General features: G+C 65.7%; 30 protein-coding genes and 2 tRNA genes. 25 read left to right on the top strand and 7 right to left on the bottom strand.

The window, feature by feature from the left end; genetic code table 11:
• Positions 1-17 precede the first annotated feature (17 nt).
• Together rlmB and VCJ71_RS04520 are read right to left on the bottom strand one after the other, a co-directional pair.
• Positions 18-812, bottom strand: coding sequence for a 23S rRNA (guanosine(2251)-2'-O)-methyltransferase RlmB (rlmB, locus tag VCJ71_RS04525; RefSeq protein ID WP_324639445.1), 795 nt, complete (start codon positions 810-812; stop codon positions 18-20).
• A gap of 213 nt (positions 813-1025) precedes the next feature.
• Positions 1026-1111: transfer RNA gene (locus tag VCJ71_RS04520), tRNA-Tyr, on the bottom strand.
• Between the two features lie 165 nt (positions 1112-1276).
• Here VCJ71_RS04520 and VCJ71_RS04515 point away from each other — a divergent pair.
• Genes VCJ71_RS04515 through pssA form a run of 3 tightly spaced genes read left to right on the top strand, consistent with a single transcriptional unit; the run spans position 1277 to position 4020 of the window.
• Positions 1277-2407: a beta-ketoacyl-ACP synthase III gene (locus VCJ71_RS04515; RefSeq protein WP_324639443.1), complete on the top strand. Its 1131-nt coding sequence runs from the start codon at positions 1277-1279 to the stop codon at positions 2405-2407.
• Between the two features lie 51 nt (positions 2408-2458).
• Positions 2459-3211: a phosphatidylserine decarboxylase gene (locus tag VCJ71_RS04510; protein WP_324639441.1), complete on the top strand. Its 753-nt coding sequence runs from the start codon at positions 2459-2461 to the stop codon at positions 3209-3211.
• The gene (pssA, locus tag VCJ71_RS04505; RefSeq protein ID WP_416379140.1) at positions 3208-4020 is read left to right on the top strand and encodes a CDP-diacylglycerol--serine O-phosphatidyltransferase; all 813 of its coding nucleotides are present in this window, start codon (positions 3208-3210) and stop codon (positions 4018-4020) included. Before VCJ71_RS04510 ends, pssA begins: the two co-directional genes overlap by 4 nt.
• Here the strand turns inward: pssA and VCJ71_RS04500 are convergent.
• On the bottom strand, positions 3989-4249 hold the full coding sequence (locus tag VCJ71_RS04500) for a hypothetical protein (protein ID WP_324639439.1): 261 nt from the start codon (positions 4247-4249) through the stop codon (positions 3989-3991). The genes pssA and VCJ71_RS04500 overlap by 32 nt on opposite strands.
• 376 nt (positions 4250-4625) lie before the next feature.
• Here VCJ71_RS04500 and rpsB point away from each other — a divergent pair, with 376 nt between their 5' ends.
• From rpsB to VCJ71_RS04485, 3 genes are all read left to right on the top strand, one after another.
• Complete coding sequence (rpsB, locus tag VCJ71_RS04495; RefSeq protein ID WP_290135445.1) at positions 4626-5369, top strand: 30S ribosomal protein S2; 744 nt, start codon at positions 4626-4628, stop codon at positions 5367-5369.
• Between the two features lie 88 nt (positions 5370-5457).
• A complete protein-coding gene (gene tsf / locus VCJ71_RS04490; RefSeq protein WP_324639438.1) occupies positions 5458-6384 on the top strand; it encodes a translation elongation factor Ts in 927 nt (308 codons plus the stop codon).
• 104 nt (positions 6385-6488) lie between these two features.
• Positions 6489-6755: a hypothetical protein gene (locus VCJ71_RS04485; RefSeq protein WP_324639436.1), complete on the top strand. Its 267-nt coding sequence runs from the start codon at positions 6489-6491 to the stop codon at positions 6753-6755.
• A gap of 47 nt (positions 6756-6802) precedes the next feature.
• Here VCJ71_RS04485 and VCJ71_RS04480 read toward each other — a convergent pair whose 3' ends face one another.
• Positions 6803-7648, bottom strand: a complete 846-nt coding sequence (locus VCJ71_RS04480) for a metallophosphoesterase (protein WP_324639434.1) — start codon at positions 7646-7648, stop codon at positions 6803-6805.
• Positions 7649-7737: 89 nt separating this feature from the next.
• On the opposite strand from VCJ71_RS04480, the gene pyrH reads away from it, so the two are divergent.
• From pyrH to rpmE, 10 genes are all read left to right on the top strand, one after another.
• Complete coding sequence (gene pyrH, locus VCJ71_RS04475) at positions 7738-8472, top strand: UMP kinase (protein ID WP_290135441.1); 735 nt, start codon at positions 7738-7740, stop codon at positions 8470-8472.
• 22 nt (positions 8473-8494) lie between these two features.
• Positions 8495-9052, top strand: a complete 558-nt coding sequence (gene frr / locus VCJ71_RS04470; RefSeq protein WP_324639432.1) for a ribosome recycling factor — start codon at positions 8495-8497, stop codon at positions 9050-9052.
• A 25-nt stretch (positions 9053-9077) separates the two neighbouring features.
• Positions 9078-9761 carry a polyprenyl diphosphate synthase gene (gene uppS, locus VCJ71_RS04465; protein WP_324639430.1) on the top strand — a complete coding sequence of 228 codons (684 nt, stop codon included), beginning with the start codon at positions 9078-9080 and terminating at the stop codon, positions 9759-9761.
• Positions 9751-10527, top strand: coding sequence for a phosphatidate cytidylyltransferase (locus VCJ71_RS04460; protein WP_324639429.1), 777 nt, complete (start codon positions 9751-9753; stop codon positions 10525-10527). Before uppS ends, VCJ71_RS04460 begins: the two co-directional genes overlap by 11 nt.
• On the top strand, positions 10524-11675 hold the full coding sequence (locus VCJ71_RS04455; RefSeq protein ID WP_324639427.1) for a 1-deoxy-D-xylulose-5-phosphate reductoisomerase: 1152 nt from the start codon (positions 10524-10526) through the stop codon (positions 11673-11675). Before VCJ71_RS04460 ends, VCJ71_RS04455 begins: the two co-directional genes overlap by 4 nt.
• Complete coding sequence (gene rseP / locus VCJ71_RS04450) at positions 11676-12815, top strand: RIP metalloprotease RseP (protein WP_324639426.1); 1140 nt, start codon at positions 11676-11678, stop codon at positions 12813-12815.
• Positions 12816-13010: 195 nt separating this feature from the next.
• Positions 13011-15701 carry an outer membrane protein assembly factor BamA gene (bamA, locus tag VCJ71_RS04445; protein WP_324639423.1) on the top strand — a complete coding sequence of 897 codons (2691 nt, stop codon included), beginning with the start codon at positions 13011-13013 and terminating at the stop codon, positions 15699-15701.
• Complete coding sequence (locus VCJ71_RS04440; protein ID WP_324639422.1) at positions 15701-16402, top strand: OmpH family outer membrane protein; 702 nt, start codon at positions 15701-15703, stop codon at positions 16400-16402. Before bamA ends, VCJ71_RS04440 begins: the two co-directional genes overlap by 1 nt.
• 25 nt (positions 16403-16427) lie before the next feature.
• Positions 16428-16913 carry a 3-hydroxyacyl-ACP dehydratase FabZ gene (fabZ, locus tag VCJ71_RS04435; protein WP_324639421.1) on the top strand — a complete coding sequence of 162 codons (486 nt, stop codon included), beginning with the start codon at positions 16428-16430 and terminating at the stop codon, positions 16911-16913.
• 106 nt (positions 16914-17019) lie between these two features.
• Positions 17020-17244, top strand: coding sequence for a 50S ribosomal protein L31 (rpmE, locus tag VCJ71_RS04430; RefSeq protein ID WP_290135434.1), 225 nt, complete (start codon positions 17020-17022; stop codon positions 17242-17244).
• Between the two features lie 57 nt (positions 17245-17301).
• Here the strand turns inward: rpmE and VCJ71_RS04425 are convergent, their stop codons facing one another.
• From VCJ71_RS04425 to VCJ71_RS04415, 3 genes are read right to left on the bottom strand one after another with little or no spacing between them, the layout of a single operon-like run.
• Complete coding sequence (locus tag VCJ71_RS04425; RefSeq protein WP_324639419.1) at positions 17302-17718, bottom strand: GFA family protein; 417 nt, start codon at positions 17716-17718, stop codon at positions 17302-17304.
• Positions 17715-18026: a hypothetical protein gene (locus VCJ71_RS04420; protein ID WP_324639417.1), complete on the bottom strand. Its 312-nt coding sequence runs from the start codon at positions 18024-18026 to the stop codon at positions 17715-17717. Before VCJ71_RS04420 ends, VCJ71_RS04425 begins: the two co-directional genes overlap by 4 nt.
• Complete coding sequence (locus VCJ71_RS04415) at positions 18023-18655, bottom strand: prolyl hydroxylase family protein (protein ID WP_324639415.1); 633 nt, start codon at positions 18653-18655, stop codon at positions 18023-18025. Before VCJ71_RS04415 ends, VCJ71_RS04420 begins: the two co-directional genes overlap by 4 nt.
• A gap of 204 nt (positions 18656-18859) precedes the next feature.
• Here VCJ71_RS04415 and VCJ71_RS04410 point away from each other — a divergent pair.
• The 9 genes from VCJ71_RS04410 to VCJ71_RS04370 all read left to right on the top strand — a co-directional run bounded on the left by VCJ71_RS04410 (position 18860) and on the right by VCJ71_RS04370 (position 24985).
• Positions 18860-18936, top strand: a tRNA-His gene (locus VCJ71_RS04410).
• Positions 18937-18999: 63 nt separating this feature from the next.
• Positions 19000-20064: a Glu/Leu/Phe/Val family dehydrogenase gene (locus VCJ71_RS04405; RefSeq protein ID WP_324639413.1), complete on the top strand. Its 1065-nt coding sequence runs from the start codon at positions 19000-19002 to the stop codon at positions 20062-20064.
• Between the two features lie 92 nt (positions 20065-20156).
• On the top strand, positions 20157-20873 hold the full coding sequence (ccmC, locus tag VCJ71_RS04400; RefSeq protein WP_324639411.1) for a heme ABC transporter permease CcmC: 717 nt from the start codon (positions 20157-20159) through the stop codon (positions 20871-20873).
• 4 nt (positions 20874-20877) lie between these two features.
• Positions 20878-21018, top strand: a complete 141-nt coding sequence (locus VCJ71_RS04395) for a hypothetical protein (protein ID WP_324639410.1) — start codon at positions 20878-20880, stop codon at positions 21016-21018.
• 5 nt (positions 21019-21023) lie between these two features.
• Complete coding sequence (ccmE, locus tag VCJ71_RS04390; protein WP_324640870.1) at positions 21024-21473, top strand: cytochrome c maturation protein CcmE; 450 nt, start codon at positions 21024-21026, stop codon at positions 21471-21473.
• Positions 21470-23413 carry a heme lyase CcmF/NrfE family subunit gene (locus VCJ71_RS04385; RefSeq protein WP_324639409.1) on the top strand — a complete coding sequence of 648 codons (1944 nt, stop codon included), beginning with the start codon at positions 21470-21472 and terminating at the stop codon, positions 23411-23413. The genes ccmE and VCJ71_RS04385 overlap by 4 nt, the downstream gene beginning before the upstream one ends.
• Positions 23410-23940, top strand: coding sequence for a DsbE family thiol:disulfide interchange protein (locus VCJ71_RS04380; RefSeq protein ID WP_324639408.1), 531 nt, complete (start codon positions 23410-23412; stop codon positions 23938-23940). The genes VCJ71_RS04385 and VCJ71_RS04380 overlap by 4 nt, the downstream gene beginning before the upstream one ends.
• Positions 23937-24347 (top strand): cytochrome c-type biogenesis protein, encoded by a 411-nt coding sequence (locus tag VCJ71_RS04375; RefSeq protein WP_324639406.1) that lies wholly within the window; start codon positions 23937-23939, stop codon positions 24345-24347. The genes VCJ71_RS04380 and VCJ71_RS04375 overlap by 4 nt, the downstream gene beginning before the upstream one ends.
• Complete coding sequence (locus VCJ71_RS04370; protein WP_324639404.1) at positions 24344-24985, top strand: tetratricopeptide repeat protein; 642 nt, start codon at positions 24344-24346, stop codon at positions 24983-24985. The genes VCJ71_RS04375 and VCJ71_RS04370 overlap by 4 nt, the downstream gene beginning before the upstream one ends.
• Positions 24986-25024 lie beyond the last annotated feature (39 nt).

Here is a 25024-nt window from a genome sequence, read left to right as displayed (position 1 = left end):
CGGCGGCCCGCTGCCCGTCAGCTGCCGCGTGTCGCCACAGCGTATAATGCAATCGCGGCGGCATTGGAAACGTTGAGGCTTTCCATCGCCGCACTGATCGGCAGGCGGACGAGGGCATCGCAGTGCTGGCCGACATTGGAGCGCATACCCGGGCCTTCCGCTCCGAGGACCAGCGCGACCTTGCCGGCTTCGGGCAGGGCTTCGGCCAGCGTCGCCTCTGCCTCTCCGGCAAGGCCGATGCGCCAGAAACCGGCCTCCGCCATTTCGTCCAGCGCGCGCGAGAGATTGACCACGCGGACCCACGGCACGGTCTCCAGGGCGCCGGAGGCTGCCTTGGCGAGCGCGCCGGATTCGGGCGGGGCGTGGCGGTCCTGGGTGATAATGGCGGCAGCGTCGAACGCGGCGGCGGACCGCAGGATCGCGCCGACATTATGCGGGTCGGTCACTTGGTCGAGCACGAGGATCGGGCGCTCCGGCCCTTCGTGCAGCACTTCGTCGAGATGGAGGTCGTCCAGCGGTTCGCAATCCAGCACGAGCCCTTGGTGCGGTGCATCTTTTGCCACCAGCCGCGCGAGGTCGATCACGTCGGCATATTCGACGGTGAAGTCTTCAGGCAGTTCGCCGTCGAGCCGTGCGATCGCATCGCGCGTCGCCCACAGCTTGCGGTGCTGGCGGGCAGGGTTCTTGAGGGCCGCTTCCACCGCGTGGTGGCCCCACAGGCGCGTCGCCCCGCTGGAAGCCCGGCCGCTGCCGCGCCCGCCCTGGTTGCGCCCCGCGCGCCCGCGCAGGGCCCTCTTGCCGCTCTTTGCCATGATGCGAAGTCCTTTCGCGGGCGCCTTTGCCAGCGATGGGCGGGAAGGGGAAGGGCCGGTGGTGGACAGGGCTGAATTGGGCGCCGCTTCGCAGCGCCCGTCTCCGCTTCGCTCCGAAACCGGCCCAGCGTGTTCCTGCTGCGCAGGAACCGTACGCTGGTTCGCGCGGATCTTGTGCCCTGGGACGGTTGTGCCTGATCTAATGGAGGCCGGTGGTGGACAGGGCTGGATTCGAACCAGCGTACGCTTGCGCGGGCAGATTTACAGTCTGCTGCCTTTAACCACTCGGCCACCTGTCCACACCATGGCCCGGTGGCGGAAAATCCGCCCTGGATACGGGAGCAGCGCCGAGCAAATCGCCGCCGCGTCCCTGCCGAGAGGCGCCCCTTTGGCGAAGGGGTGGGGCCGTGTCAATGGCCGGCTTCGCAGTTGCCGGATCGCCGCCATGGGCCTAGATCGCTGCCATGGAATACACGCATTGCCCCGTGATCAGCGCCACCGGCCTTTTCACACCCGCCGAAAGCATCAGCAACGAAGAGCTGGTGGAAAGCTTCAACCGCTACGTCGAGGAATTCAACGCCGCCAACGCCGCCGCGATCGCGGCGGGCGAGGTGGAGGAATTGCAGCCCAGCTCCGTTGGTTTCATCGAGAAGGCAAGCGGGATCAAGTCGCGCCACGTGATGGCCAAGGCCGCGGTACTCGACACGGCAACCATGGCGCCCCGGTGGGACGAGCGCGGCGACGACGAGCTGTCGATCATGGCCGAAATCGGCGTGAAGGCCGCGCGCGAGGCGCTGGAGCGCGCAGGACGAAAGCCGGAGGATGTCGACGCCGTCCTGTGCGCGGCATCCAACATGCAGCGCCCCTATCCCGCGATGGCGATCGAGATCCAGCAAGCGCTGGGCATCGACGGCTTCGGCTTCGACATGAACGTCGCGTGCTCTTCCGCGACCTTCGGCATCCAGACGGCGGCCGATTATATCCGCGCCGGCAATGCCCGCAGCGTGCTGGTGGTGAGCCCGGAAATCACGAGCGGGCACTTGAACTGGCGCGACCGGGACAGCCATTTCATCTTCGGCGACGTGGCGACCGCCGTGCTGGTGGAAGACAGCGCGATGGCCCCCGCCGAACACTGGGAAATCCTCGGTACGCGGCTGAAGACGGTCTTCAGCAACAACATCCGCAACAATTTCGGCTTCCTCAACCGTGCGACGCCCGAGACGGAAGGCACGGCAGACAAGCTGTTTGTGCAGGAAGGCCGCAAGGTCTTCAAGGAAGTGGTACCGATGGTCGCGCAGATGATCGTGGACGAGGCGGAGCGGCTGGATATCGACGCGCAGGGCCTGAGACGGCTGTGGCTGCACCAAGCGAATGCGGGCATGAACCGCCTGATCGCCCAGCGCGTCCTGGGCCACGAGGCGAGCGAGGACGAGAGCCCGACGGTGCTGGATACCTACGGCAACACCTCCAGCGCAGGCTCGATCATCGCGTTCCATAAGCACAGCGAGGACCTTGCCGCGGGTGACAAGGGACTGATCTGCAGCTTCGGCGCGGGCTATTCGGCCGGCACCGTCTTCGTCGAGAAGGTCGGGTGAAGGGCGCGCGCATGGGTTGTGACAGCGCCCGCCGCGGCCTAGGCAGCTTCGATGGCAGGTGAAATTCTCGACAATCGCGGCCGCGGGGACGTGGAATGGCGTTTCCCGCCGATCCATCCCGAAGGCCGCAAATACGGCGTCATCGCGCTCGCCGTCTCGCTCTTCTTCCTCCTGATCCTGGACTGGGAGATCATCGGCTGGCCGCTGCTGGCGCTCTCGGCGGGCGTGTTCGCCTTTTTCCGCGATCCCGAACGCGTCGTGCCGCAAGAAAGCGATGCGATCGTCTCCCCGGCCGACGGACAGGTCACGCTGATCGGCAAGGTCGTGCCGCCGCGCGAACTGCTGGTGGATGATGGCACCGGCGCTGTGGGCCTGCCGCATGGCGAGGTGACGCGGATCTCCATTTTCATGAGCGTGTTCGATGTCCACATCAACCGCACGCCCATCGGCGGCACGATCCGCCGGCTTGTCTATGTGCCGGGGAAGTTCATGAACGCCGACCTCGACAAGGCGAGCGAGGAGAACGAGCGCCAGCATATACTGGTCGAGCGTAATGACGGGACGATGGTCGGCTTCACCCAGATTGCCGGACTCGTGGCGCGGCGGATCATTCCGTTCGTGAAGCCGGGCGACACGGTGGCAGTGGGCCAGCGCGTCGGCCTGATCCGTTTCGGCAGCAGGGTCGATGTCTACCTGCCTGCGGGCACGGAGCCTGCGGTGATGCTGGGGCAGAAGATGGTGGCCGGGGAAACGGTTCTGGCCCGCATCGGTTCTACCCCCATGATCGAAGGAATTTCCCAGTGAGCGAAGCGGGCGGGCCGTTCGGGCCGCGCGGCGGTGTCGGCGAGAAAGTGAGCGTGAAGGGGCAAGGGCGCGGCCTCTCCCTGCGCTCCGTGATGCCTAACGCCATTACGGCCGCGGCGCTGTGTTCCGGCCTCACCGGTATCCGCTTCGCGATCGAGGGTAACTGGCAGATGTCGCTGTTCGCGATCATCCTTGCAGGCGTGCTCGACGGGATCGACGGCCGCGTGGCGCGGCTGCTGAACGCACAGTCGCGCTTCGGGGCCGAGCTCGACAGCCTCGCCGATTCGCTCAGCTTCGGCATGGCGCCGGCATTGATCCTGTTCCTGTGGGCGCTCGACGACCTGCCGCGGGTCGGCTGGTTCGCCGCGCTCGCCTTCGCGATTTGTTGCGCCTTGCGCCTCGCGCGGTTCAACGCGCAGATCGACATGGACGACCAGCCGCACAAGAGCCTGGGCTTCCTGACCGGCGTGCCTGCACCGGTGGGCGCGGGGCTGGCGTTCCTGCCCGCCTATATCTGGCTGGCCACGGGCGAAGAACTGTTCCGAGAGCCCATCCTTGTCGCGGGATGGGTGGCCGTCATCGCGTTCCTGATGATTTCCAACATGGCGACCCCCAGCTGGGCCTCGTTACGCCCCCGCCGCAATTTCCGGCTGGAAGCGATCGCGCTGGTCGGAATCCTGTTTGCCGCGCTGCTCACCGAGCCGTGGTGGACGCTGGCGGTGATCTGCGTCGGTTACCTGGCGCTGATGCCGTGGGCCTTGTGGCGTTACCGCAAGCTCAAGCGTGGACGCAGCGCCGACCGTAGCTAGTCCGGCGGCGCGGCGCGCTGGCCGGGGCCGTGCGATGCATCGGCTGCCGCAGCTCCGGCTGGCCGCAGGTTTCGAGCCGGTAGGCGAGCGCTTCCTTCGCATCGAGATCGGCAAGCTTGCCGCGCAAGTCGCCGGCAATCGCCATGGCGTTGCGCAGCGACGTGCCGATCACGCCGAGCGATACGGCGGCGATGGCGAGAAGGGCTAGCGAGATCGTGACTGTCATCATGGCTCGAACTTTCGAATTCGGTTCGCAAGGCCTGTTGGCGACCTGTGGAACGCTTGTGGAAAACCCCTAATCGGCGCTATCGGTTCCCGACACGGAACTGACGACCCGCTCTGTTCTCTTTATGTTCCGCATCGGAGCAGCGCAGTCAAGCGCTTTTTCACGAAATGTTCCGCTCCAGCAGTGCGCAGGCCGGTCCGCTGCACGAAAGGGCTGGATTTTCGCGGAGTGAATCGCTAACTGCGCGCTCGCCCGGTCGGTCACGGTCGTGTCCGGCGAGAGGCAAATCCACATGGGAAGCGCCCATACCGGTGCCGCACGCGGGATCTCCGCAGCGCGGTTCCAGCTTCCCAGAGGCACAACCGGAAGGAATTCTATTATGGCGGCACCTACCGTCACCATGCAGCAATTGATCGAGGCCGGCGCACACTTCGGCCACCAGACCCACCGCTGGAACCCGCGGATGAAGCCGTATATCTTCGGCGCCCGCAACGGTGTTCACATCATCGACCTGTCGCAGACCGTGCCGCTGTTCGCACGCGCGCTCGACTTCATCAGCTCCACCGCCAACGCCGGTGGCAAGGTCCTGTTCGTCGGCACCAAGCGCCAGGCGCAGGAACCGATCGCAGAAGCTGCGCGCATGAGCGGCCAGCACTTCGTCAACCACCGCTGGCTGGGCGGCATGCTCACCAACTGGAAGACGATTTCGCAGTCGATCCGCCGCATGAAGACGCTCGAAGAGCAGCTCGGCGGGGACACCAGCGGCCTGACCAAGAAGGAAGTCCTGCAGCTGACGCGCGAGCTCGACAAGCTGCAGATGTCGCTCGGCGGCATCCGCGACATGGGCGGCACGCCCGACGTGATGGTCGTGATCGACGCCAACAAGGAAGACCTGGCGATCAAGGAAGCCAACGTCCTCGGCATCCCCGTGGTCGCCGTGCTCGATTCCAATGTCGATCCGTCGGGCATCGCGTTCCCGGTCCCGGGTAACGACGACGCGGCGCGCGCCATCCGCCTTTACTGCGAAGCCTGCGCCGAAGCGGCGCGCAAGGGCGGCAGCAACGACGCGGGCGGCATGGCAGGCGAGATGGAAAATCCGCCGGCCGAGGAAGCCGTCGCTTAATCGAACTGACGCAAAACGCGTCTACCGGCGCGCCGGGCCCCGATGCGGCCCGGCGCCCCACGATTTTTTTCCAGGAAGGATTTGAACCATGGCCGATTTTACCGTCGCCGATGTGAAGACCCTGCGCGAGAAGACCGGCGCGGGCATGATGGACGCCAAGAAGGCGCTGACTGAAGCGAACGGCGACATCGAAGCCGCCGTCGACGCGCTGCGTGCAAAGGGCCTCGCCACCGCGCAGAAGAAGTCCAGCCGCACCGCTGCCGAAGGCCTCGTCGGCGTTGCCGTCGAAGGCACGAAGGGCGTTGCCGTCGAAGTGAACTCCGAAACGGACTTCGTCGCCAAGAACGACAAGTTCCAGGACTTCGTCCGCAAGACCACCGAAGCCGCCCTGTCCGTGGACGGTGACGACGTCGAAGCGCTGAAGGCCGCATCCTATCCCGACGGCGGCACCGTGGGCGACAAGCTGACCGACAACGTGGCGACCATCGGCGAGAACCAGCAGGTCCGCCGCATGAAGACGGTCGAAGTGTCGAACGGCGTTGTCGTGCCCTACATGCACAACGCGGCGGCCGAAAACCTCGGCAAGATCGGCGTTCTCGTGGCCCTAGAAAGCGAAGCCGGTGAAGACGTTCTCGTCCCGCTCGGCAAGCAGCTGGCCATGCACATCGCCGCCGCTTTCCCGCAGGCGCTGGACGCCGACGGCCTCGACCCCGCGATGATCGAGCGCGAGCGCGCCATCGCTGCCGAAAAGGCTGCCGAAAGCGGCAAGCCGGAAAACGTGCAGGAAAAGATGGTCGACGGCGCGATCAAGAAGTTCGCCAAGGAGAACGCTCTCCTCAGCCAGCTGTTCGTGATCGACAACAAGACCCCGATCTCGGACGTCGTCGCCAAGGCCGGCAAGGATGCAGGCCACGAAATCGTGCTGAAGGACTATGTCCGCTACCAGCTCGGCGAAGGCATCGAAAAGGAACAGAGCGACTTCGCAGCCGAAGTCGCAGCTGCCGTCGGCGGCTGATCCTTTCCGGACAGGATTTATAAGGCGGCCGCCGGAGTTAAGGCTCCGGCGGCCGCTTTCGTTTGCTAACCGGACGGCAAGCAATTCGCGGCATAGCGGGGGGGATGACGGAGGAAGAGCGGCGCATCGACCGGATCAAGATGGCGACTTGGCCGCTGGTGCTGGCGGCCCTCTACGGCGCTTTCATGGACATCGAGTGGGGCAGCCGCGCCATGTCCCGGCTGCTTACATCGGTTCAGGATGTCATGCAGTGGTTGCTGGTGGAACCGTTCGGCTATTGGGGCTCGGTCGCGCTGGTGGCCGCTGCCGGTTATTTCCTGATCGGCTTCCTGCTGATCGGCAACGACCCGCATGCAGAGCGCGAATACTGATCGGGTAATCTCGGTGGGCAGCGAGAGGATAGAGCGCCCGGCGAACCTCAGGCGCCTTTCGCGCGCAGTTCAAGGATCCAGATTTCCGGCCGCGCGAAGAGGCGTATCCAAATCAGGCTGGTACCGAGTCCGGCGCCGGTGACGACTGTGTTGCCGCGCTCGTCCACCCTCCCGCACCCGTAGCGATCGCCGTAGTCGGACAGGTGGGCCGGCGCGCCGCCCCACGGATAGGCGATCTGCCCGCAATGGGTATGCCCGGCCAGCATCAGGCCGAAGTCCGGTGGAAGGGCAGGAAATGGATCGGGGCTGTGCGACAGGATGATGCGCGGACCTGACAGTCCTCGCATGGCCAACAGCGTAGCGGGCACATCGTCGCGACCGGTATAGGCATCGTCGAGCCCGCCGACGGCGAGCGGGCCCACCTGGTCCGCCTCGTTGGACAGCAAGGTTACCCCCGCCTTGCGCAATTCCGCAGCAAGCCCCGGCAGGTCGTACCAGTGATCGTGATTGCCCGGCGCAGCGACGACACCCAACCGCGCTTCCAAACCTGCAAGCGGGGCGATGATCTCGTCGGGCCGGTAGATATGGGTCGCAGTCCGCTTGTCGCTCACGAAGTCGCCGGCAATCATCACGACATCCGGTCGCAGCGCATTGATCTGCGTGACGATCCGCTCCAGCCGCTCGGGAGGCATGTCGGGTCCCGCGACGTGGATGTCGGAAATCAGGGCGATCCTGACCGGGGGCGAACCGGCCGGAAGATCGGCAGTCGCGATGATCGTGCGCCTGACTACCGGGTCGCCCATCGTGTGACGCCAGGCGAGCACCGCGATGCCAGCAAGGAGAATCGCCGCGACGAGCCACACCTTCTTCGAGCGGAGCAGTCTGCCAATCACGATTGTTCTACCGCCCCTAAGCCTTTGCCTTGCCACGATGTCCCCGCTAAGGCGCTGCGGCAAGCCATAACAACCCGGAAAGCGCCCACATGCCCCCTTCGCCGCAGATGCCCGAGATGAAGCGCGTCCTGCTCAAGCTGTCGGGCGAGGTTCTGATGGGCGACCAGCAGTACGGCATCGACCCCGCGTTCGTCGCCGAACTGGCGGAAGAAGTGAAGGCGGCCAAGGATGCGGGGCTGGAAATCTGCCTCGTCATCGGTGGCGGCAATATCTTTCGCGGCATGGCGGGCGCGGCCAAGGGTATGGACCGCGCGCAGGCCGATTACATGGGCATGCTGGCCACGGTGATGAACGCGCTGGCCATGCAGAACGCGCTGGAGCAGCTGGGCGTCGACACGCGCGTTCAGTCCGCCATCGAGATGGACCAGGTGTGCGAGCCGGTGATCCGCCGCCGCGCCGAACGGCATCTCGAAAAAGGCCGCGTGGTGATCTTCGCCGCCGGCGTCGGCAGCCCGTTCTTCACCACCGATAGCGGCGCGGCCCTGCGTGCGGCCGAAATGAAGTGCGACGCGCTGCTGAAAGGCACAAGCGTGGACGGTGTCTATGACAGTGATCCCAAGCACAATCCCGCGGCAAAGCGTTTCGATACCGTGAGTTACGACCGCGTGCTCGCAGCCAATCTCAAGGTCATGGACGCCTCTGCCGTGGCGCTGTGCCGCGACAACGACATTCCCATCGTGGTCTTCTCCATCCGCGAGAAAGGCAACCTTGCCCGCGTGCTGGCGGGCGAGGGTGTCCAGACCATCGTCCAGACCCAAGACTGATCCCCCGAAGGAAACTTGACCCATGGCAAAATTCGACAAGTCCGACATCGAACGCCGCATGACCGGCGCGGTGGAATCGCTGAAAGGCGACCTTTCCGGCCTGCGCACCGGGCGCGCCAACACCAGCCTGCTCGATCCGGTCACGGTCGAGGTTTACGGCAGCATGATGCCGCTGAACCAGGTCGCCACCGTATCGGCGCCGGAGCCGCGCATGCTGAGTGTGCAGGTGTGGGACAAGGCGAACGTCACCGCGGTCGAGAAGGGCATCGCCCACGCCAACCTGGGTCTCAACCCGATGCAGGACGGCCAGACCCTGCGCCTGCCCATGCCCGACCTCACCGAAGAGCGGCGCAAGGAACTCGCCAAGCTGGCCGGCAAATATGCGGAGAACGCGAAGATCGCGATCCGCAACGTGCGGCGCGACGGGATGGAAGCGCTGAAGGAAGACGAAAAGAAGAAGGAAATCTCCGAAGACGACCGCAAGCGCCTGGAGGACGAGGTCCAGAAGCTGACCGACAAGTATGTCGCCGAAGCGGACGAGGTGGCAGCGGCGAAGGAAAAGGAAATCCTGACCCAGTGAGGGCAGGGCGGCCAGGACCTTTGCAATGAACGGGGAGAGCCAGCGCGCGAGACACGTCGCCATCATCATGGATGGCAACGGGCGCTGGGCGAAGCGCAAGCACTTGCCGCGCGCGATGGGGCACCGGCAGGGTGTCGAGGCCGTGCGCAAGCTGGTCCGCGCCTGCGACGGTCTGGGGCTGGACTGCCTCACGCTCTATGCCTTCAGCAGCGAGAACTGGAAGCGGCCGGAAGACGAAGTCGACGACCTGATGGACCTGATGCGCAAGTTCATCAAATCGGACTTGCCGGAATTCATTGCCAATAAGGTGCGGCTGCACATCATCGGCGACTGGCGCGGCCTTGCGCCCGATATCGTCGCCATGCTGGAAGACGCGCTGGAGCGGACCGCGGGCGGAACGACCACGCTGGCCGTGGCGCTCAATTACGGATCGCAGGGCGAGATCGTGCGCGCGGCGCGGCAGGCGGCAGCCGGCGGCGAGATTACCGAGGAAAGCCTCGCGCGGCATCTCGACACGGCGGACCTCCCGCCGCTCGACCTGCTGATCCGCACCAGCGGCGAGGTGCGCCTGTCGAACTTCCTGCTGTGGCAGGCGGCCTATGCCGAGATGCTGTTCGTCGACACGCTGTGGCCCGACTTCACGCCGGACCACCTGCAGCAGGCGCTCGACGATTTCTCCGGGCGGGAGCGGCGCTTCGGTGGCCGGTGAGATCGACCGGCAGCCGGATCGCAAGCGCGACCGGATGAAGGCTTTCGCCAAGCGGTACATGACCGTGCCGCTCGCTATCCGCACGTCCGACCTGCAGCGCCGTGCCGCTTCTGCGGCGGTGATGATGGCGGCTGCGCTGGGGGCGCTTTGGCTGGGCGGGCTGGTGCTCGACCTGTTCATCATCGCCGTGGCGGCGGCGACGTATTTCGAATTTGCGCGGTTGATCCTGCGCATCGAGATGGGCGCGCTCGCCCGCGTGTTCGGCTGGCTAGCCGGCGCGGCCTATATCGTCGCAGCCGCCTATGTGCTCGTGAGCGCCGCATCGCGCGAGGCGATCGTGCTGATCGTCGGGTGCGTCATTTTCGTGGACACGTTCGCCTATGGCTTCGGGCGCACATTCGGCGGCCCGAAGATTGCACCGAAGATCAGCCCGTCCAAGACATGGGCGGGCCTCGGCGGCGGGGTAGTGGGGGCGACCACCGCGCTGGTGCTGTTCCTGCTGTTTTCCGAATACGGCTCTACCGTGACGTATCGCCCGCCGCACGAATGGGCCCTGCTGGTCGTCCCCGGCGCGATGATCGCGGTGCTGGCGCAGGCGGGCGATTTTTTCGAAAGCTGGCTGAAACGCAAGGCGAAGATGAAAGACAGCTCCAACCTAATTCCCGGCCATGGCGGCGTGTTCGACCGGACCGACGGCATCTTGCCGGTGGCGATCTTCTTCGGCGCGGTTTTCTCCACGCTGGCGCCGCACTGGATCGACCTGTGACCCGCTCCATCTCCATCCTCGGCGCGACCGGTTCGGTCGGCGCTTCCACGCTCGACCTTATTCGGCGTAACCGCGACCAGTGGCGCGTCGTCGCGCTCACGGCCAACAGCAGCGCCGGCGAACTCGGCGAGCTGGCGCGCGAATTCGATGCCGAGATTGCCGTAGTCGGTGACGAGGGGTGCCTCGGCGACTTGCGCGATGCGGTCGGCAATCACTGTGAGGCCGCAGGCGGGCGGCAGGCCTTATGCGAAGCCGCCGCGCGCCCCGCCGACATCACGGTGGCCGCAATCGTCGGCTGCGCGGGCCTGGGGCCGGTAATGGCAGCCATCGAACGCGGCGGCACCGTTGCGCTCGCCAACAAGGAAGCTCTCGTTTCCGCAGGCGAGGTGATGACCGATGCTGTCGCGAAGCACGGCGCCACGCTGCTTCCGGTGGACAGCGAGCACAATGCAATCTTCCAGTGCCTTGCCGGCAACCGGATAGAGGATGTCGCGAAGATCACGCTGACCGCCAGCGGCGGCCCCTTTCGCGAATGGTCGCAGGCGCAGCTCGACGCGGCCACGCCCGCGCAGGCCGTCAAGCACCCCAACTGGGACATGGGCGCCAAAATCAGCGTCGATTCCGCCACGATGATGAACAAGGGGCTGGAATTCATCGAGGCGCACCACCTGTTTCCCGTCGGGCTCGACCGGCTGGGCATCGTGGTCCATCCGCAAAGCGTGATCCACTCGATGGTCGAATACCGCGACGGGTCCACGCTCGCGCAACTGGGGCCGAGCGACATGCGCGTGCCGATCGCCAGTTGCCTTGCGTACCCGCAGCGGATGGACACGCCGATGCCGCCGCTGGACCTCGCCGATATCGGCCAGCTCACATTCTTCGCGCCGGACGAGGAACTTTTCCCCGCCACCCGGGTGGCGCGCGAGGCCGTGCAAGCGGGCGGCGCGGCCCCTGCCGTGCTCAATGCCGCGAACGAGGTCGCGGTGGCCGCATTCCTCGCAGGTAAGCTCGCATTCACCCGGATCGCGGTAGTGGTGGAGCAAACCCTGGCGCAGTGTACGCCGCCGGCACCTTCCTCGCTCGATGACGTTCTGGCGGTAGATGCCGAGGCCCGTTCCTGCGCCGAACGCATGCTGGAGACCGCGTAAGTGTTCGAATCCGTTCCCTGGTGGATGATGGTGCTCGGCTTTCTGGCGGTGCTCGGCCCACTGGTGACGCTGCACGAATTCGGCCACTATCTCGTCGGCCGCGCCTTCGGGGTGCAGGCGGACGCATTCTCGATCGGCTTTGGCAAGGAGCTGGCAGGCTTTACCGACAAGCGCGGCTGCCGCTGGAAAATCAGCGCGCTGCCGCTGGGCGGCTACGTCCAGTTCCGCGGCGATATGAACCCGGCGAGCCAGGGCGACGATGCCGCGATGGCGGAAATGGACGAGGAGACCGCGAAAGGCGCGTTCCAGAATGCCAAACTGTGGCAGCGTGCGCTGATCGTGGCGGCAGGGCCGGCCATGAATTTCCTTATCGCGATCGTCATCTTCGTCGGTTTCTTCATGTTCTACGGCAAGCCGGTCGCTACCAATCTGGAAGAGCAGATGACGGTGGCGAGCTTCGCCGAGGAATCTGCCGCGCGCGAAGCGGGCTTCCGCATCGGCGACCGCATCCTTGCGATCGACGGCAAGCCAGTGGACGATTTCCGCGACATCCAGTCGACCGTGCAATTCTACCCCAGCCGCTCGTTCGAATTTACCGTGGAGCGCGGCGGGCGCGAACTGGTGCTGCCGGTCACCTCGCGACCGGAAACCATCACCGACCGGTTCGGTAACGAAATGACCATCGGCCTCGTCGGCATTTCGCCCGCGGCGGTGGAGTACGAATTCCAGGGCCAGTCCCTGCCTGCGGCCACCCGGATGGCCTTTGTCGAAACCGGCCGCACGCTCGACATGATGGTCAAGGGAATCGGTCAGATCGTCTCCGGCCAGCGTTCCGTGAAAGAGCTTGGCGGGCCGATCAAGATCGCCAAGTTTTCGGGCGAACAGATGAGCCTCGGCCCGCTCGCCTACGTGACCTTTGCGGCGCTGATCTCAATTAACTTGGCATTCATTAACCTGCTGCCAATTCCCGGCCTCGACGGCGGGCACCTGGCTTTCTACGCGGCCGAAGCGGTCCGCCGGAAACCCTTGGGCCAGCGCAGTCAGCAATGGGCGTTCCGCACCGGCATGGCACTCGTGCTCGCGCTGATGCTGTTCGTGACGGTAAACGACATCATCTCGCTCCCCATCTTCGGGAGCTAGCTGGGGAAAGGATCGTATCGCGGACGGTTTGGCAGGAGCCGATGCTTGAAAGGGGAACGGGCATCGGGCAAGGGCGAAGCGCACTCGCCCACCGGCTTTCAGGCAGGCCTGCCACAGACCGAAGGGCATCCGCGATCAGGCGCGATGGAACGCGATACGAATAACGGGATTGGCCCTTCAATGAACGGACGGGATATGAGCCACACGGTTACCACTTCAGGCGCGCGGCGCCGCGTTGCCGCTTTCTGCGCGGTGGCGATGGCAGGCACGATGCTGGGCGGTGTTCCCGCTTCCGCGCAGGAAGTGGCTGGGGAAGCGGCGCCTGCCGCCACGACTTCTATCCTCCCACAGGAACAGGTGATCCGCACGGTTACCGTGGTCGGCAACCAGCGGCTGGAGGCGGACACGATCCTCTCCTACATCCAGCTGCGCCCCGGCCAAGTCTACACCGCTGCGGTTGCCGACCAGGCGCTCAAGGATTTGTCCGCGACCGAACTGTTCGCCGACTATCGGATTACCAACAACAACGGCAATGTCGTGATCGAGGTGGTCGAGAACCCGATCATCAACCGGATCGTGCTGGAGGGGAACAGCAAGATCAAGGACGACAAGATCCTTCCCGAAATCCGCCTTGCCCCGCGCCAGATCTACACCCGTTCCAAGGTCCGCGCCGACGTTGCCCGCATCATCGAGCTCTACAAGCGGCAGGGCCGCTATGCCGCCGTGGTCGAACCCAAGGCCGTGCAGCTCGAACAGAACCGCGTCGACATCGTCTTCGAGATTACCGAAGGGCCGAAGTCGAAGGTCCGCCAGATCAACATCATCGGCAACGAAGCGTTCTCCGACAGCGAAATCCGCAGCGAGATGGCGACCAAGCAGTCGCGCTGGTTCCGTTTCCTCAGCTCGAACACCACCTACGATCCCGACCGGCTGGCGTTCGACCAGCAGAACCTGCGCCGCTTCTACCTTACCGAAGGCTATGCCGACTTCCGCGTCGTCTCCGCCGTGGCCGAGCTGACGCCGGACAAGGAAGACTTCATCATCACCTACGTGGTGGAAGAGGGCGAGCGATACCGCTTCGGCGACGTTTCGGTCGACAGCCAGCTACGCGATTTCAACGACGAGGCGCTGACCCGCGGCCTGTCGATGAAGACCGGCGACTGGTACGACGCGAAGGCGGTGGAAGACACTGTTGAAGGCCTGACCGAGGCTGCCGGCACCTTCGGCTACGCCTTTGCCGAAGTGAACCCGCGTTTCTCCAAGAACGCCCAAAACCTGACCATGGATGTCGAATTCGTCATCCAGGAAGCGCCGCGCGTTTACGTGGAGCGGGTCGACATCAACGGCAACACGCTGACGCAGGACAAGGTGATCCGCCGCGAATTCCGCATCGCGGAAGGCGACGCCTTCAACAGCCTCGCGCTGGCCCGCTCGACCGCGCGCATCAATTCGCTGGGCTACTTCCAGGAAAACTTCGAGATCGAACAGCAGCCGGGCAGCGCGCCCGACCGCATCGTGCTGGCCGCCAACGTGCAGGAACAGCCGACCGGCCAGCTGCAGTTCGCCGCCGGTTTCTCCAGCCTCGAAAGCTTCATCCTTCAGGGTTCGATCCGGCAGGTGAACTTCCGCGGGCGCGGCCAGACGGTCGGCGCCAGCATCAACTATTCGCGCTACTCGCGCTCCGCCTCGCTCAGCTTTTTCGAGCCGTACCTGTTCAACAAGAGCATTTCGGCGGGCATCGATCTCTACCGGCGCGACCTCAACAACTACAACACCTTCAGTAGCGATCGGACCACCACTTTCGAGCAGACGACAACCGGTGGCCAGCTGCGCCTCGGTATACCGATCACGGAATATATTTCCGGCATCGCGCGCTATACGCTGAATTTCGAAGACGTGTTCATCGACGAGGATCGCTATTTCGCGGACTTCGACGGCGATGGCATCGAGACCTGCCAGCCGCTGCTTGGCTCGCGTTACCTGTGCGACCTGATCGGGGAGCGGACCAGCTCGATCGTCGGCCTGTCGTTGAACTACAACCAGCTTAACAACGGCATCCGCCCGACCAGTGGCCAAGCAGGCAGCGTATCGCTCGACTTTGCAGGGCTCGGCGGCAACGTAAAGTACATTCGCGGTCGGGCCAATGCCCGCAAGTACTGGAACGTAGGCAGCGGCTTCATCTTCTCGCTCTCGGCCGAAGGTGGCTACATCAAGGGGCTGGAGGAGCGTGACGATCCGTTCATCGACCCGGTCCGCCTGACCGACCGTTTCCAGCTTGGCGAACCGCAGCTGCGCGGTTTCGACATTCGCGGCGTCGGCCCGCGCGTCATCCGCCAGCCCATCGTGGCCGGCGAAGACGGCGAACCTGTCATCATCACCGACCAGGAAAACGTACGCGGCGACCCGCTGGGCGGCAATGCCTATTATCTCGGCCGCGCCGAGCTCGAAATCCCGCTCAGTAGCGGGGCGCGAGAGCTGGGCCTGCGCCCGACGGTCTATGTCGACATCGGCTCCCTATTCGACGTGACGCAGCCGGAACTCCTCAGCAGCCCGCTAGGCAACGAGATCTTCATCGCCAGCCGCGACGACAACGGCAACCCGATCTACCGCCAGGTCAACGATCCCGACGATGTGACGGACGATGTCCTGCTGGCAATTCCGGAAGGTGACCCGATCCCTGACGGCTTCTCCGCCGAAGGACGCTCCTTCCCCGCATTCCGCGAGGTGTTCCTAGGGAACAGCGCGCAACCCCGCATTTCCATTGGCGTCGGCGTCAATTGGAACTCCCCGTTCGGTCCGCTCCGGATCGACTTCGCTCACGCTTTGCTGAGCCAGGAAGGCGACGACGTTAAGGCCTTCTCATTCAACGTAGGAACGCAATTCTGATGACCAAGATTTTCCGCACCGCAATCGCCGCGACCATGCTCGCCGGCGCTGCCACCGCCGCAATCATGCCCGTGCAGGCTGCCGCCCAGGTCGCCGGTTTCGCCACGGCCAATCCCGAACTGGCGATCGCCCAGTCGACGGCGCGCGCAACCGCCTACCAGCAGATCGGCCAGCAGTATCAGGCGCAGATCACCCAGATCGGCCAGCTGTCCGAACAGCTCGCTACGCTGGAGCAGCAGATCGATACCAACCGCGACGGCCAGGTGACCCAGGCAGAAGCGCAGGCGAACTCCGCGGCCCTGCAGCAGGCGCAGACCCTGTCGCAGCAGCTCGACACGCTGAGCCGCCCGATCCAGCTGGCGCAGATGTACGCGTTGGAGCAGATCGCCCGCGACTACGGCAACGCGCGCACCGCGGCCATGCAGTCGCGCGGTGTGCAGGTCCTGCTCGATCCGACCGCGGTGCAGAGCGCACCCGACAACTTCGACATCACCGATGCCATCGTGGCGCAGATCAACTCGCGCCTGCCTTCCGTGACGACCGCCCCGCCGGCCGACTGGCGCCCCAGCCAGACGATTGCCCAGCTGCACCAGACCGTGGGCCAGATCATCGGCATCGCCGTGCGTCGCCAGATGATGATCGACGCGCAGCAGCAGCAGGGCCAGCAGCCGGCAGCAACGCCGGCGCCGACGGGCCGTTAAGCCAAAGTAAAGCGGGGGCAGGGCCATGAGCGACGAGAATAACAGCGAAGCCGGCAATGCAGCCGGCGGCGCGATGGACATTCAGGCGATCCTGAAGGCCCTGCCGCACCGTTACCCCTTGCTTCTCGTCGACCGGGTCGTCTCGCTCGAACTGGGCGAGAAGATCCACGCGGTCAAAGCCGTCAGCATGAACGAGCAGTTCTTCCAGGGCCATTTCCCGGCTCAGCCGATCATGCCCGGCGTGCTGCAGGTTGAAGCGATGGCGCAGGCCGCCGCGATCCTGGGCATCGAGACGCTGGAACTCGCCGGGACGGGCAAGCTCGTCTATTTCATGGGCATCGATAACGCGAAATTTCGCGCGCCCGTGACGCCGGGCTGCCTGCTCGATATGCATGTGGAGTTCGTCCAGAAACGCAGCCGCGTCTATAAGTTCCGCGGCGTCGCCAGCGTGGAGGGCAAGACCACCTGCGAGGTCGATTTCACCGCGATGATCGCCGATCCCCCGAAATAGGCCGCACACTTCGCTTGTCATTCGCGCGCGATGCCGCTAGGCGCGCGCCTTTCCCGATCAACAGCACGCCCGGTCGGAACCGGGCACAGCTACGAAGGACCATGCCATGAAGGCCGATACGCATCCCGATTATCACATGATCACGGTCAAGATGACCGACGGTACCGAATTCCAGACGCGCTCCACTTGGGGCAGCGAAGGCGACACGCTGTCGCTGGAAATCGACCCGACCAGCCACCCGGCATGGACCGGCGGCAAGCAGCAGATCCAGGAAGGCGGCCGCGTCGCAGCCTTCAACAAGCGTTTCGGCGGGCTCAGCCTCAAGAAGTAAGCCTCGCTTGCATCGAACACGTGAAGGGCGGTCCTGCGGGGCCGCCCTTTTGCGTTTCTAAGGCTCCGGCTCGAACTTCACCGTTCCGGCCCACTGCGCCCCGCAACCCGTATCGCGCGGGTGGTTTTGACCGTCGAGAACCTGCAGCGCGGGATGGTCGTAGCGCGAGACGCCGTCGAGACAGACGATATTGATGCCGAACATGTCCGGCTCCGAACGCAGCTGGTGGAACACGTGGATGCCGCAGCTGCTGCAGAAGCGGTGCTTCGCGACGCCGGTGTTGAAAGTGTAGAGCGTCAGCGCATCCTCGCCTTGGTCGATCGTCAGCGCATCGAGCGGGACATCGACCATGACATTGCCCTTCATCTCGCAATAGGAGCAATTGCACAGGTGCGGCCGGGCGTCGGCGGGCATCCGGGCGGAAAAGCGCACCGCGCCGCAATGGCAGCCTCCCTTGCGGACGATGTCCGTCATGTGCCTCCCTCTCCGCCGGTGAAGTCCCAATGGTTGATCTCGGGCGTCACGAGGATGGGGTCGAGCCGCTCCGCTTCGGGCCAGTCGAACTCGCCTTCGGTCACGGCGAAGGCCGCATCGCGCGTGGCGGCATCCGGCCACAGGGCGATGGCGACGAGCGTGCCGTCGGCATCCTCGCCAAGCAGCGATCCTTGCCCGCCAAATTCGCGCAGGCGCAAGGTCGCGCGCTCCCACGTGTCGCGAAAGGGCGCGCGATGTTCCGCAGCCACCCGCCAGCGATAGATTGCCACCAGGCCCGGTTCGGTCATCCCCACGGTTTCTCCCTGTACCACTTGGTGATCACGTATTTCACGCCCTTGCGCACTTTCATGCCGTGGTGGAGCGTGTTGACGTTCCCGCTGCCGTCGGCCTTGCGGTTGTTCCAGCACAGAAGCTTGCCGGTTTCCGGCTGGAAGGTCTTGCCGATGACCTTGAAACGGGTGCCGCCGCCGGCTTCCACCTCGTTGAGATAGATCATGAAAGTCCACGTCCGTTGCCCGGCCACGGTGCAATACTCCTCCCAGTCCTTGCCGTGGGGGTCGAACCAGTCGGTGTGCTGCTTGAATTCCTGGCCCACGGCATAGCGCTGTCCCTGGACGGGCTCCCCGTGGGCGGGATCGATGCCGTTGAAGTCCCGCAGCCGCCTCTCGAGCTCGATCACTGCCGGCTGGGCTGGGTCGAGATCGCAGGTTTCGCTGGTGCGGAAATAGTCGTCGCCATTGTGATCGGCGAGGGTGGAGGGCCGGCGGTTCGCATCGATCAGCTCGATCAGCTCGCCGCACAGTCCGGCCGGCAGGAAACCGTCCGCCACCAGCAATTCGAGCTTTGGGGAGGGGACCTGCTTCACGCCGCCCATGGCGCGCAGGATGTCGGGGGAGGATTCGCCGGGGGCAAGCATCGCCCCGTTCTACGCCGCAGCGCCCGTGTCGCAAGCACGAAACTTTCTTGCGCAAACAGCGCCCGGATGCAGTTTTCGCTTCCCAATTCCGGCCATCCATGCAACAGGCCGCGCCCGCCCCAGATGACCGCTTGACCGGCGGCGCGAGGGGCGTATCAGCGCGCACGTCCGGCACGGGCGGCACGCTTGCGTGACGATAGTGTGGCGATCGTAGCTCAGTTGGTTAGAGCGCCGGTTTGTGGTACCGGAGGTCGGGGGTTCGAGACCCCTCGATCGCCCCATCTTCCCCGTTTCCCGGACCTGATATTCCAGCGCGAAATTTCGCGCCAGGCGGGTGAGCGACGATGACCGCATTCTGGACCGAACCGGATTACGACGACCACGAAATCGTGCATTTTGTGCGCGATCGCGACAGCGGCCTGACCGCCATCATCGCCATCCATTCCACCCATCTCGGCCCGGCGGCGGGCGGCACGCGCTTCTGGCATTATGCGGAGCCGAAGGCCGCGATGCGCGACGCGCTGCGCCTCAGCCGCGGGATGAGCTACAAGAACGCCATGGCCGGCCTGCCGATCGGCGGCGGCAAGGCGGTAATCCTGGCAGACGAGGACGGGACCAAGACGGAAGCGATGCTGGCTGCATTCGGCAAGGCGGTGGACGGACTGGGCGGTCGCTATGTCACGGCAGAGGACGTCGGCATTTCGCCCGCCGACATGGAACTGGTGGCGCAGTACACCCAGCACGTCTCGGGCCTCCCGGTAGAGGAAGGCGATGCGGGCGGCGATCCGGGCCCCTTCACCGCGATGGGCATTTTCCACGGCATCAAGGCCGCGGTCGCCCACAAGCTGGGGCGCGACGAGCTGGACGGCGTCCATGTCGCCCTGCAGGGCACCGGCAGCGTCGGCGGCGGCGTGGCGCGCCTGCTGGCCAAGGAAGGCGCCAGGCTGACGGTCGCCGATATCGATACCGGCCGCGCCAAGTCGCTCGCCAAGGAAGTTGGCGGAGAGGCCGTGGCGGCGGACGCGATCATGTCCACCCAGTGCGACGTCTTCAGTCCCAATGCGCTCGGCGCGATCCTTGATGAGGAAGGCATCGCCCGGCTCGATTGCAGCATCGTGGCAGGCGGGGCGAACAACCAGCTCGCCCGGCCGGAACACGGCAAGCTGCTGGCCGACCGCGGCATCCTCTACGCGCCCGATTACGTCATCAATGCAGGCGGCATCATCAGCGTCTGCCTCGAATATCTCTGCCGCACCCAAGGCCAGCCGTGCGACATCAACGAGGTGCGCAAGCGCATCGCGCAGATCCCCGACCGGCTGCAATCGATCTGGACCAAGTGCGACGAAACCGGCGAGCGTCCGGACGTGGTGGCCGACGAGATGGCGCAGGAGCTGATCGGCCGGAAGTAAGTGGGGCCATCGCGCCCGAAACGCACGAATTTCCGCCACAAATGCGGCGAAAGCTGCTAGGGGGCGGCGACTCTCCCGATCATCCGCCACCGATGCATTATTTCGCCAATCCCACCCGCTTCCTGAGCATTGCGCGCTGGCTCACGCCGGTACTGCTGCTTGGCGGCCTGCTGCTGTCGGCGGCAGGGCTCGCATGGGGCCTTAGCGTCCCGCCCGACCGGCTGATGGGGGAAACCGTGGCGATCCTGTTCGTCCACGTACCGGCGGCATGGCTGGGCATGGGCGGATGGACGGCGATCGCGGTTTCAAGCCTGGTCGTGCTCGTCTGGCGGCATCCGCTGGCCGCAATCGCGGCGCGCGCCGCGGCGGTGCCCGGTGCGGTCTTCACCGCGATCTGCCTTGCCACCGGGTCCATCTGGGGCCGGCCCACCTGGGGCACGTGGTGGGTGTGGGACGGACGGCTGACCAGCATGCTGGTGCTGCTTTTCCTCTATTTCGCCTACATCGCGCTCAGCTCCGCGACCATGCGCGAAGGCGCGTCGGAGCGGCTGCCTGCCATTTTCGGCCTTTTGGGTGCGGTCAATATTCCAATCATCAACCGTTCTGTCGTGTGGTGGAATTCGCTGCACCAGCCGCCCAGCCTGACCGTGGGCAATTCCGCGATCGACCCGGTGTACCTGTGGCCGCTGGTGATCTGCGTGACCGGTTTCTCGCTGCTGTTCGGCGGCGTCGTACTTGCGCGGATGCGGGCGATCCTTGCCGCAACGCAAGCCGAGGCGCGCCTGCGCCGCCTGGCGCGGGAGGGGTAGCGCGATGCGCGAAGCACTCGACCAGGGCGACTTCGTGCTCGCCGCCTATGTGCTCACCATCGTGGCGGCACTGGCGCTTGCCGGGTGGAGCTGGGCGTGGATGCGCCGAGCGGAACGACGCAAGGCGGACCTGAAGCGCAAGTGAGCACGATAAAGCCCAAACACCAGCGGCTGGTGCTGGTCGCCCTCGCGCTTGCGGCGCTGGTCGGCGCAGGCCTGCTCGCGGCATGGGGCCTGCGCAACCAGGCCAATTTCTTCTACGTGCCAGCGCAATATGTCGCGGAAAAGCCCGCTTCGGACCGCCTGATACGGCTCGGCGGCATGGTAGAGGCCGGATCGCTCGAAACCCTGCCCGACGGGGTGACCGTCAACTTCACCGTCGGTGACGGCAAGGCGCGGGTGCCGGTGCGCTATACCGGCATCCTCCCGGACCTGTTCGTGGAAGGCTCCGGCGTGGTGGCGGAGGGGCGGCGGCAGGCGGACGGCCTGTTCCTCGCCGAAAACCTCCTCGCCAAGCATGACGAGAACTACATGCCGCGCGAGCTGGAAGGCATGGACGCCGAGGCCAAGGCCGATACGCTGGCGGATACCGTCGAGTGATCGCCGAGCTGGGCCTTGCGGCGCTGTGGATGGCGGCCGCGCTGGCGCTGCTGCAGCTGGTCGCTGGCGCGTTCGGCGTTCGCGCGGACAGTATCCTAGCAGACATGGCGCGCCCGGCGGCGATCGTTCAAGCGCTGCTGGTAATGGGCAGCTTCGCCGCGCTGCTTTACGTTTTCGCGGTCACCGACCTGTCGGTGGCACTGGTCGCCTCGAATTCGCACAGCGCCAAGCCCTTCATCTACAAGGTCACCGGCGCGTGGGGCAACCACGAGGGCTCGATGCTGCTGTGGGTGACCGTGCTGGCAATGTCGGGTGCGCTCGTCGCCCGCTTCGAACGCCGGCTGGATGCACGAAGCCTCGCGGGCACGCTGGCGGCACAGGGCGCGCTGGCGCTTGGCTTCTATGCTTTCCTGCTGTTCAGTTCCAACCCGTTCGAGCGGCTGGCGACGCCGGTGCCGGAGGGCCTCGGCCTCAACCCGCTGTTGCAGGACATCGGCCTCGCCTTCCATCCGCCCACGCTCTACCTCGGCTATGTCGGCCTTTCGGTCGCTTTCAGCTTCGCCGTGGGTGCGCTGCTGACGGGCCGCGTGGACCGCGCCTTTGCCGACGCGATGCGCCCTTGGGTTCTGGGCGCCTGGGTCTTCCTCACGCTCGGCATTTCGGCGGGTAGCTACTGGGCTTATTACGAGCTCGGCTGGGGCGGCTGGTGGTTCTGGGACCCGGTCGAGAACGCCTCGCTGATGCCCTGGCTCGCCGCTACGGCGCTGCTCCATTCGGTGAGTGTCCTGTCATCGCGCGAAGGCCTCAGGACCTGGACGATCATGCTGGCGGTGACGGCCTTCGCCATGTCGATGCTAGGCACGTTCCTCGTGCGCTCCGGCATCCTCACCAGCGTCCATGCGTTCGCCGTCGATCCGGAGCGCGGGGCCTTCATCCTCGTGCTGATGGTGCTTTACACTGGCGCCGCGCTCGGCCTGTTCGCCTGGCGGGCGTCCGCCATCGCGGAAGGGCAGCGGTTCGCCGTGGTCAGCCGCGAGGGTGCGCTGGTGGTGAACAACGTGCTGCTCAGCGCAATCCTCGCCATCGTGCTGTTCGGCACGCTGTACCCCGTCGCGACCGAGGCATTCGGCGTGCGGGTTTCCGTCGGCCCGCCTTATTTCAACCCGGTCTCCGCCATGTTCTTCCTGCCTCTGGTGCTGGTGCTGCTCGTCGGCCCGCTGCTGCGCTGGAAGCGCGACCGGCTGGACCGGATCGCGAAGCCTGCGATTGCCGCGGCCGTAATGCTGGGCGCGGCTTTGGTCGGCGTCGCGATGCTGGGCGGGGCGGGCCTCCTCCCGGCACTCGGAATAGCCTTTGCGGGCGCGCTCGGGGTGGCGAGCTGGATGCCGCTCAGAGGCCGGCGCCTGCGCTATGTCGAGCTGTCCGTCTGGGGCATGGTGCTGGCCCATTTCGGCCTCGCGGTAAGCCTGTTCGGCGCGGCGGCCGATAGCGGCTTCAGCAAGGAAACGCTGGCTGCCAACGCCGTCGGCGACACCATGGCAATCGGCCCGTACGAAGTCGAGCTGACCTCGGTCACGCCCGTCGCCGGCCCCAACTGGACCGCAACCGAAGCGACGCTGGAAGCACGGCGGGGCGGGGCGAGTTACGAGCTGCATCCGCAATCGCGCAGCTTCTGGCAGCCCCAGCAGCAGACAAGCGAATCCGCGCTGCTGGGATCGTGGAACGGCCAGCTCTACGCAGTGATCGGCGAACAGGCGGACGGCGGCCGCTGGCAGGTGCGGCTGTGGTGGAAGCCCTTCGTCACGCTGATCTGGCTCGGCAGCATCCTGATCGCGCTCGGCGGCGTGCTCGCGCTGGTCGGACGGATGTGGAAGCGGCGGAAACGCGACCGCGCACGGGCGCGAACGGCGCGGCAGCAGGCGGAGCTGGCAGCGCTATGAAGATGAAGTTCGCCCTGATCCCCATCGCCATCGTCGCGCTGCTCGGCGGATTCTTCGCCTACAAGCTGACCCAGCCGCGCAACGATTTCGTGCAGAGCGCGATGGTGGGGCAGCCGGTGCCCGCGTTCGTCCTGCCGCCGATCAGCGAGAGCCGGCCGGGCGTGCAGACATCGGACCTGCGCGACGGAAAGCCCAAACTGGTCAATTTCTTTGCCAGCTGGTGCCTGCCGTGCCGTGTGGAGGCGCCGTTCCTCGACCGGCTGGAGCGGGAAGGGGCGACAATCGTCGCGATTGCGATTTCCGACGAGGGTGAGGATGTCGACAGGTTCCTGGCCGAATACGGCAACCCGTTCGCGCGCATCGGCGACGACGAAAATGCGCAGATCCAGCTGGAATTCGGATCGAGCCAGGTGCCCGAAACCTTCGTCGTCGATGGCGAAGGCGTGATCCGGTACCACCACATCGGCGATATCGCCGAGCGCGACATACCGGTGCTCCTGCGCGAGCTCGAAAAGGCTGGGCGATGATGCGGTTGGTCGCCCTCTTCCTGGTGATGTCCGCGATTCCCGTGCCGCTGGCCGCACAGCAGTCCGTTGCGCCGGCCCAATATGCCTATACCCAGCTGGCCAACCAGTCACAGGAGGACGAGGCGCGCGCGCTGATGGAGACGCTGCGCTGCGTGACCTGCCAAAGCCAGTCGATCGCCGATTCCGATGCGCCGATGGCGGGCACGATGCGCCATGTCGTGCGCAGCCGGATCGCGGCGGGCCAATCGCCTGACGAGATCCGCGGCTTCCTGATATCGCGCTATGGCGATTATGTCAGCTACGAACCGCAGGTTTCGCGCACCACTTGGCCGCTGTTCGCGATCCCGGCGCTGCTGGTGCTGCTGGCGCTCTTCGTGCTGGCGCGCAGGCTGCGGAGGCGCGCGTGACCTGGCTGTCCGTCCTCCTTCTTGCCGCAGCGGCGTTTGCGGCTGCCGCTTTCGTCCTGAAGATGCCACGCGGCGCATGGACGCTGTTTGCCGCCGCCCTGCTGTTCGGCCTGACCGGCTATGCCCTGCAGGCGAGCCCCGACCTGCCTTCCGCGCCGAGCGACCGGTCGGCGCGGGAAGCCGAGGACGGCAGCCAGATGATCGAGGCGCGGCTGCGCTTCGGACGGCCCGACCGATTGCTTTCGCGCGAGCTCATCACGGCGGACAGCCTGACCCGGCGCGGGCAGTTCGCAAATGCCGCCGCAGCGCTCCGGTCCGCTGTCGAACGCAGGCCGCAGGATGCGGAACTGTGGTTGGCACTGGCCATGAACCTCGTCGCCCACGCCGAGGGCCGGCTTACGCCGCCGGCGGAATACGCGTTCGAGCGGGCGGAGGCTGCCGCACCGGGCCAGGTGGCCGCAGGTTTCTTCCGCGGTGCGGCCATGCTGGGCCAGGGGCAGCTGGACGAAGGCCGCAGCGAATGGGCGCGGGCGCTCGGTGAGGCTCAAGGCAACGCCTGGGGCCGCGCCGAATTGCAGGCGCGGCTGGCGCAGCTCGATGCCGCACTCGCCCAGCGCAGCGGGCAGGGCGGGGAATGACGCTGGAAACCTCGCAATCCGGCACCTATTGCGGCGCCA

The organism is Pseudoblastomonas aquimaris (assembly GCF_035481675.1).
Classification (GTDB): domain Bacteria; phylum Pseudomonadota; class Alphaproteobacteria; order Sphingomonadales; family Sphingomonadaceae; genus Alteriqipengyuania_B.
This window is presented reverse-complemented; position numbering and strand designations above follow the sequence as displayed.

Excerpts from the sequence above, each read along its gene's own strand:
- rlmB (WP_324639445.1), bottom strand. The coding sequence starts at position 812 with ATGGCAAAGAGCGGCAAGAGGGCCCTGCGCGGGCGCGCGGGGCGCAAC.
- VCJ71_RS04515 (WP_324639443.1), top strand. The coding sequence starts at position 1,277 with ATGGAATACACGCATTGCCCCGTGATCAGCGCCACCGGCCTTTTCACA.
- VCJ71_RS04510 (WP_324639441.1), top strand. The coding sequence starts at position 2,459 with ATGGCAGGTGAAATTCTCGACAATCGCGGCCGCGGGGACGTGGAATGG.
- VCJ71_RS04500 (WP_324639439.1), bottom strand. The coding sequence starts at position 4,249 with ATGATGACAGTCACGATCTCGCTAGCCCTTCTCGCCATCGCCGCCGTA.
- rpsB (WP_290135445.1), top strand. The coding sequence starts at position 4,626 with ATGGCGGCACCTACCGTCACCATGCAGCAATTGATCGAGGCCGGCGCA.
- tsf (WP_324639438.1), top strand. The coding sequence starts at position 5,458 with ATGGCCGATTTTACCGTCGCCGATGTGAAGACCCTGCGCGAGAAGACC.
- VCJ71_RS04485 (WP_324639436.1), top strand. The coding sequence starts at position 6,489 with ATGACGGAGGAAGAGCGGCGCATCGACCGGATCAAGATGGCGACTTGG.
- pyrH (WP_290135441.1), top strand. The coding sequence starts at position 7,738 with ATGCCCCCTTCGCCGCAGATGCCCGAGATGAAGCGCGTCCTGCTCAAG.
- frr (WP_324639432.1), top strand. The coding sequence starts at position 8,495 with ATGGCAAAATTCGACAAGTCCGACATCGAACGCCGCATGACCGGCGCG.
- uppS (WP_324639430.1), top strand. The coding sequence starts at position 9,078 with ATGAACGGGGAGAGCCAGCGCGCGAGACACGTCGCCATCATCATGGAT.
- bamA (WP_324639423.1), top strand. The coding sequence starts at position 13,011 with ATGAGCCACACGGTTACCACTTCAGGCGCGCGGCGCCGCGTTGCCGCT.
- VCJ71_RS04440 (WP_324639422.1), top strand. The coding sequence starts at position 15,701 with ATGACCAAGATTTTCCGCACCGCAATCGCCGCGACCATGCTCGCCGGC.
- fabZ (WP_324639421.1), top strand. The coding sequence starts at position 16,428 with ATGAGCGACGAGAATAACAGCGAAGCCGGCAATGCAGCCGGCGGCGCG.
- rpmE (WP_290135434.1), top strand. The coding sequence starts at position 17,020 with ATGAAGGCCGATACGCATCCCGATTATCACATGATCACGGTCAAGATG.
- VCJ71_RS04425 (WP_324639419.1), bottom strand. The coding sequence starts at position 17,718 with ATGACGGACATCGTCCGCAAGGGAGGCTGCCATTGCGGCGCGGTGCGC.
- VCJ71_RS04420 (WP_324639417.1), bottom strand. The coding sequence starts at position 18,026 with ATGACCGAACCGGGCCTGGTGGCAATCTATCGCTGGCGGGTGGCTGCG.
- VCJ71_RS04415 (WP_324639415.1), bottom strand. The coding sequence starts at position 18,655 with ATGCTTGCCCCCGGCGAATCCTCCCCCGACATCCTGCGCGCCATGGGC.
- VCJ71_RS04405 (WP_324639413.1), top strand. The coding sequence starts at position 19,000 with ATGACCGCATTCTGGACCGAACCGGATTACGACGACCACGAAATCGTG.
- ccmC (WP_324639411.1), top strand. The coding sequence starts at position 20,157 with ATGCATTATTTCGCCAATCCCACCCGCTTCCTGAGCATTGCGCGCTGG.
- VCJ71_RS04395 (WP_324639410.1), top strand. The coding sequence starts at position 20,878 with ATGCGCGAAGCACTCGACCAGGGCGACTTCGTGCTCGCCGCCTATGTG.
- VCJ71_RS04380 (WP_324639408.1), top strand. The coding sequence starts at position 23,410 with ATGAAGATGAAGTTCGCCCTGATCCCCATCGCCATCGTCGCGCTGCTC.
- VCJ71_RS04375 (WP_324639406.1), top strand. The coding sequence starts at position 23,937 with ATGATGCGGTTGGTCGCCCTCTTCCTGGTGATGTCCGCGATTCCCGTG.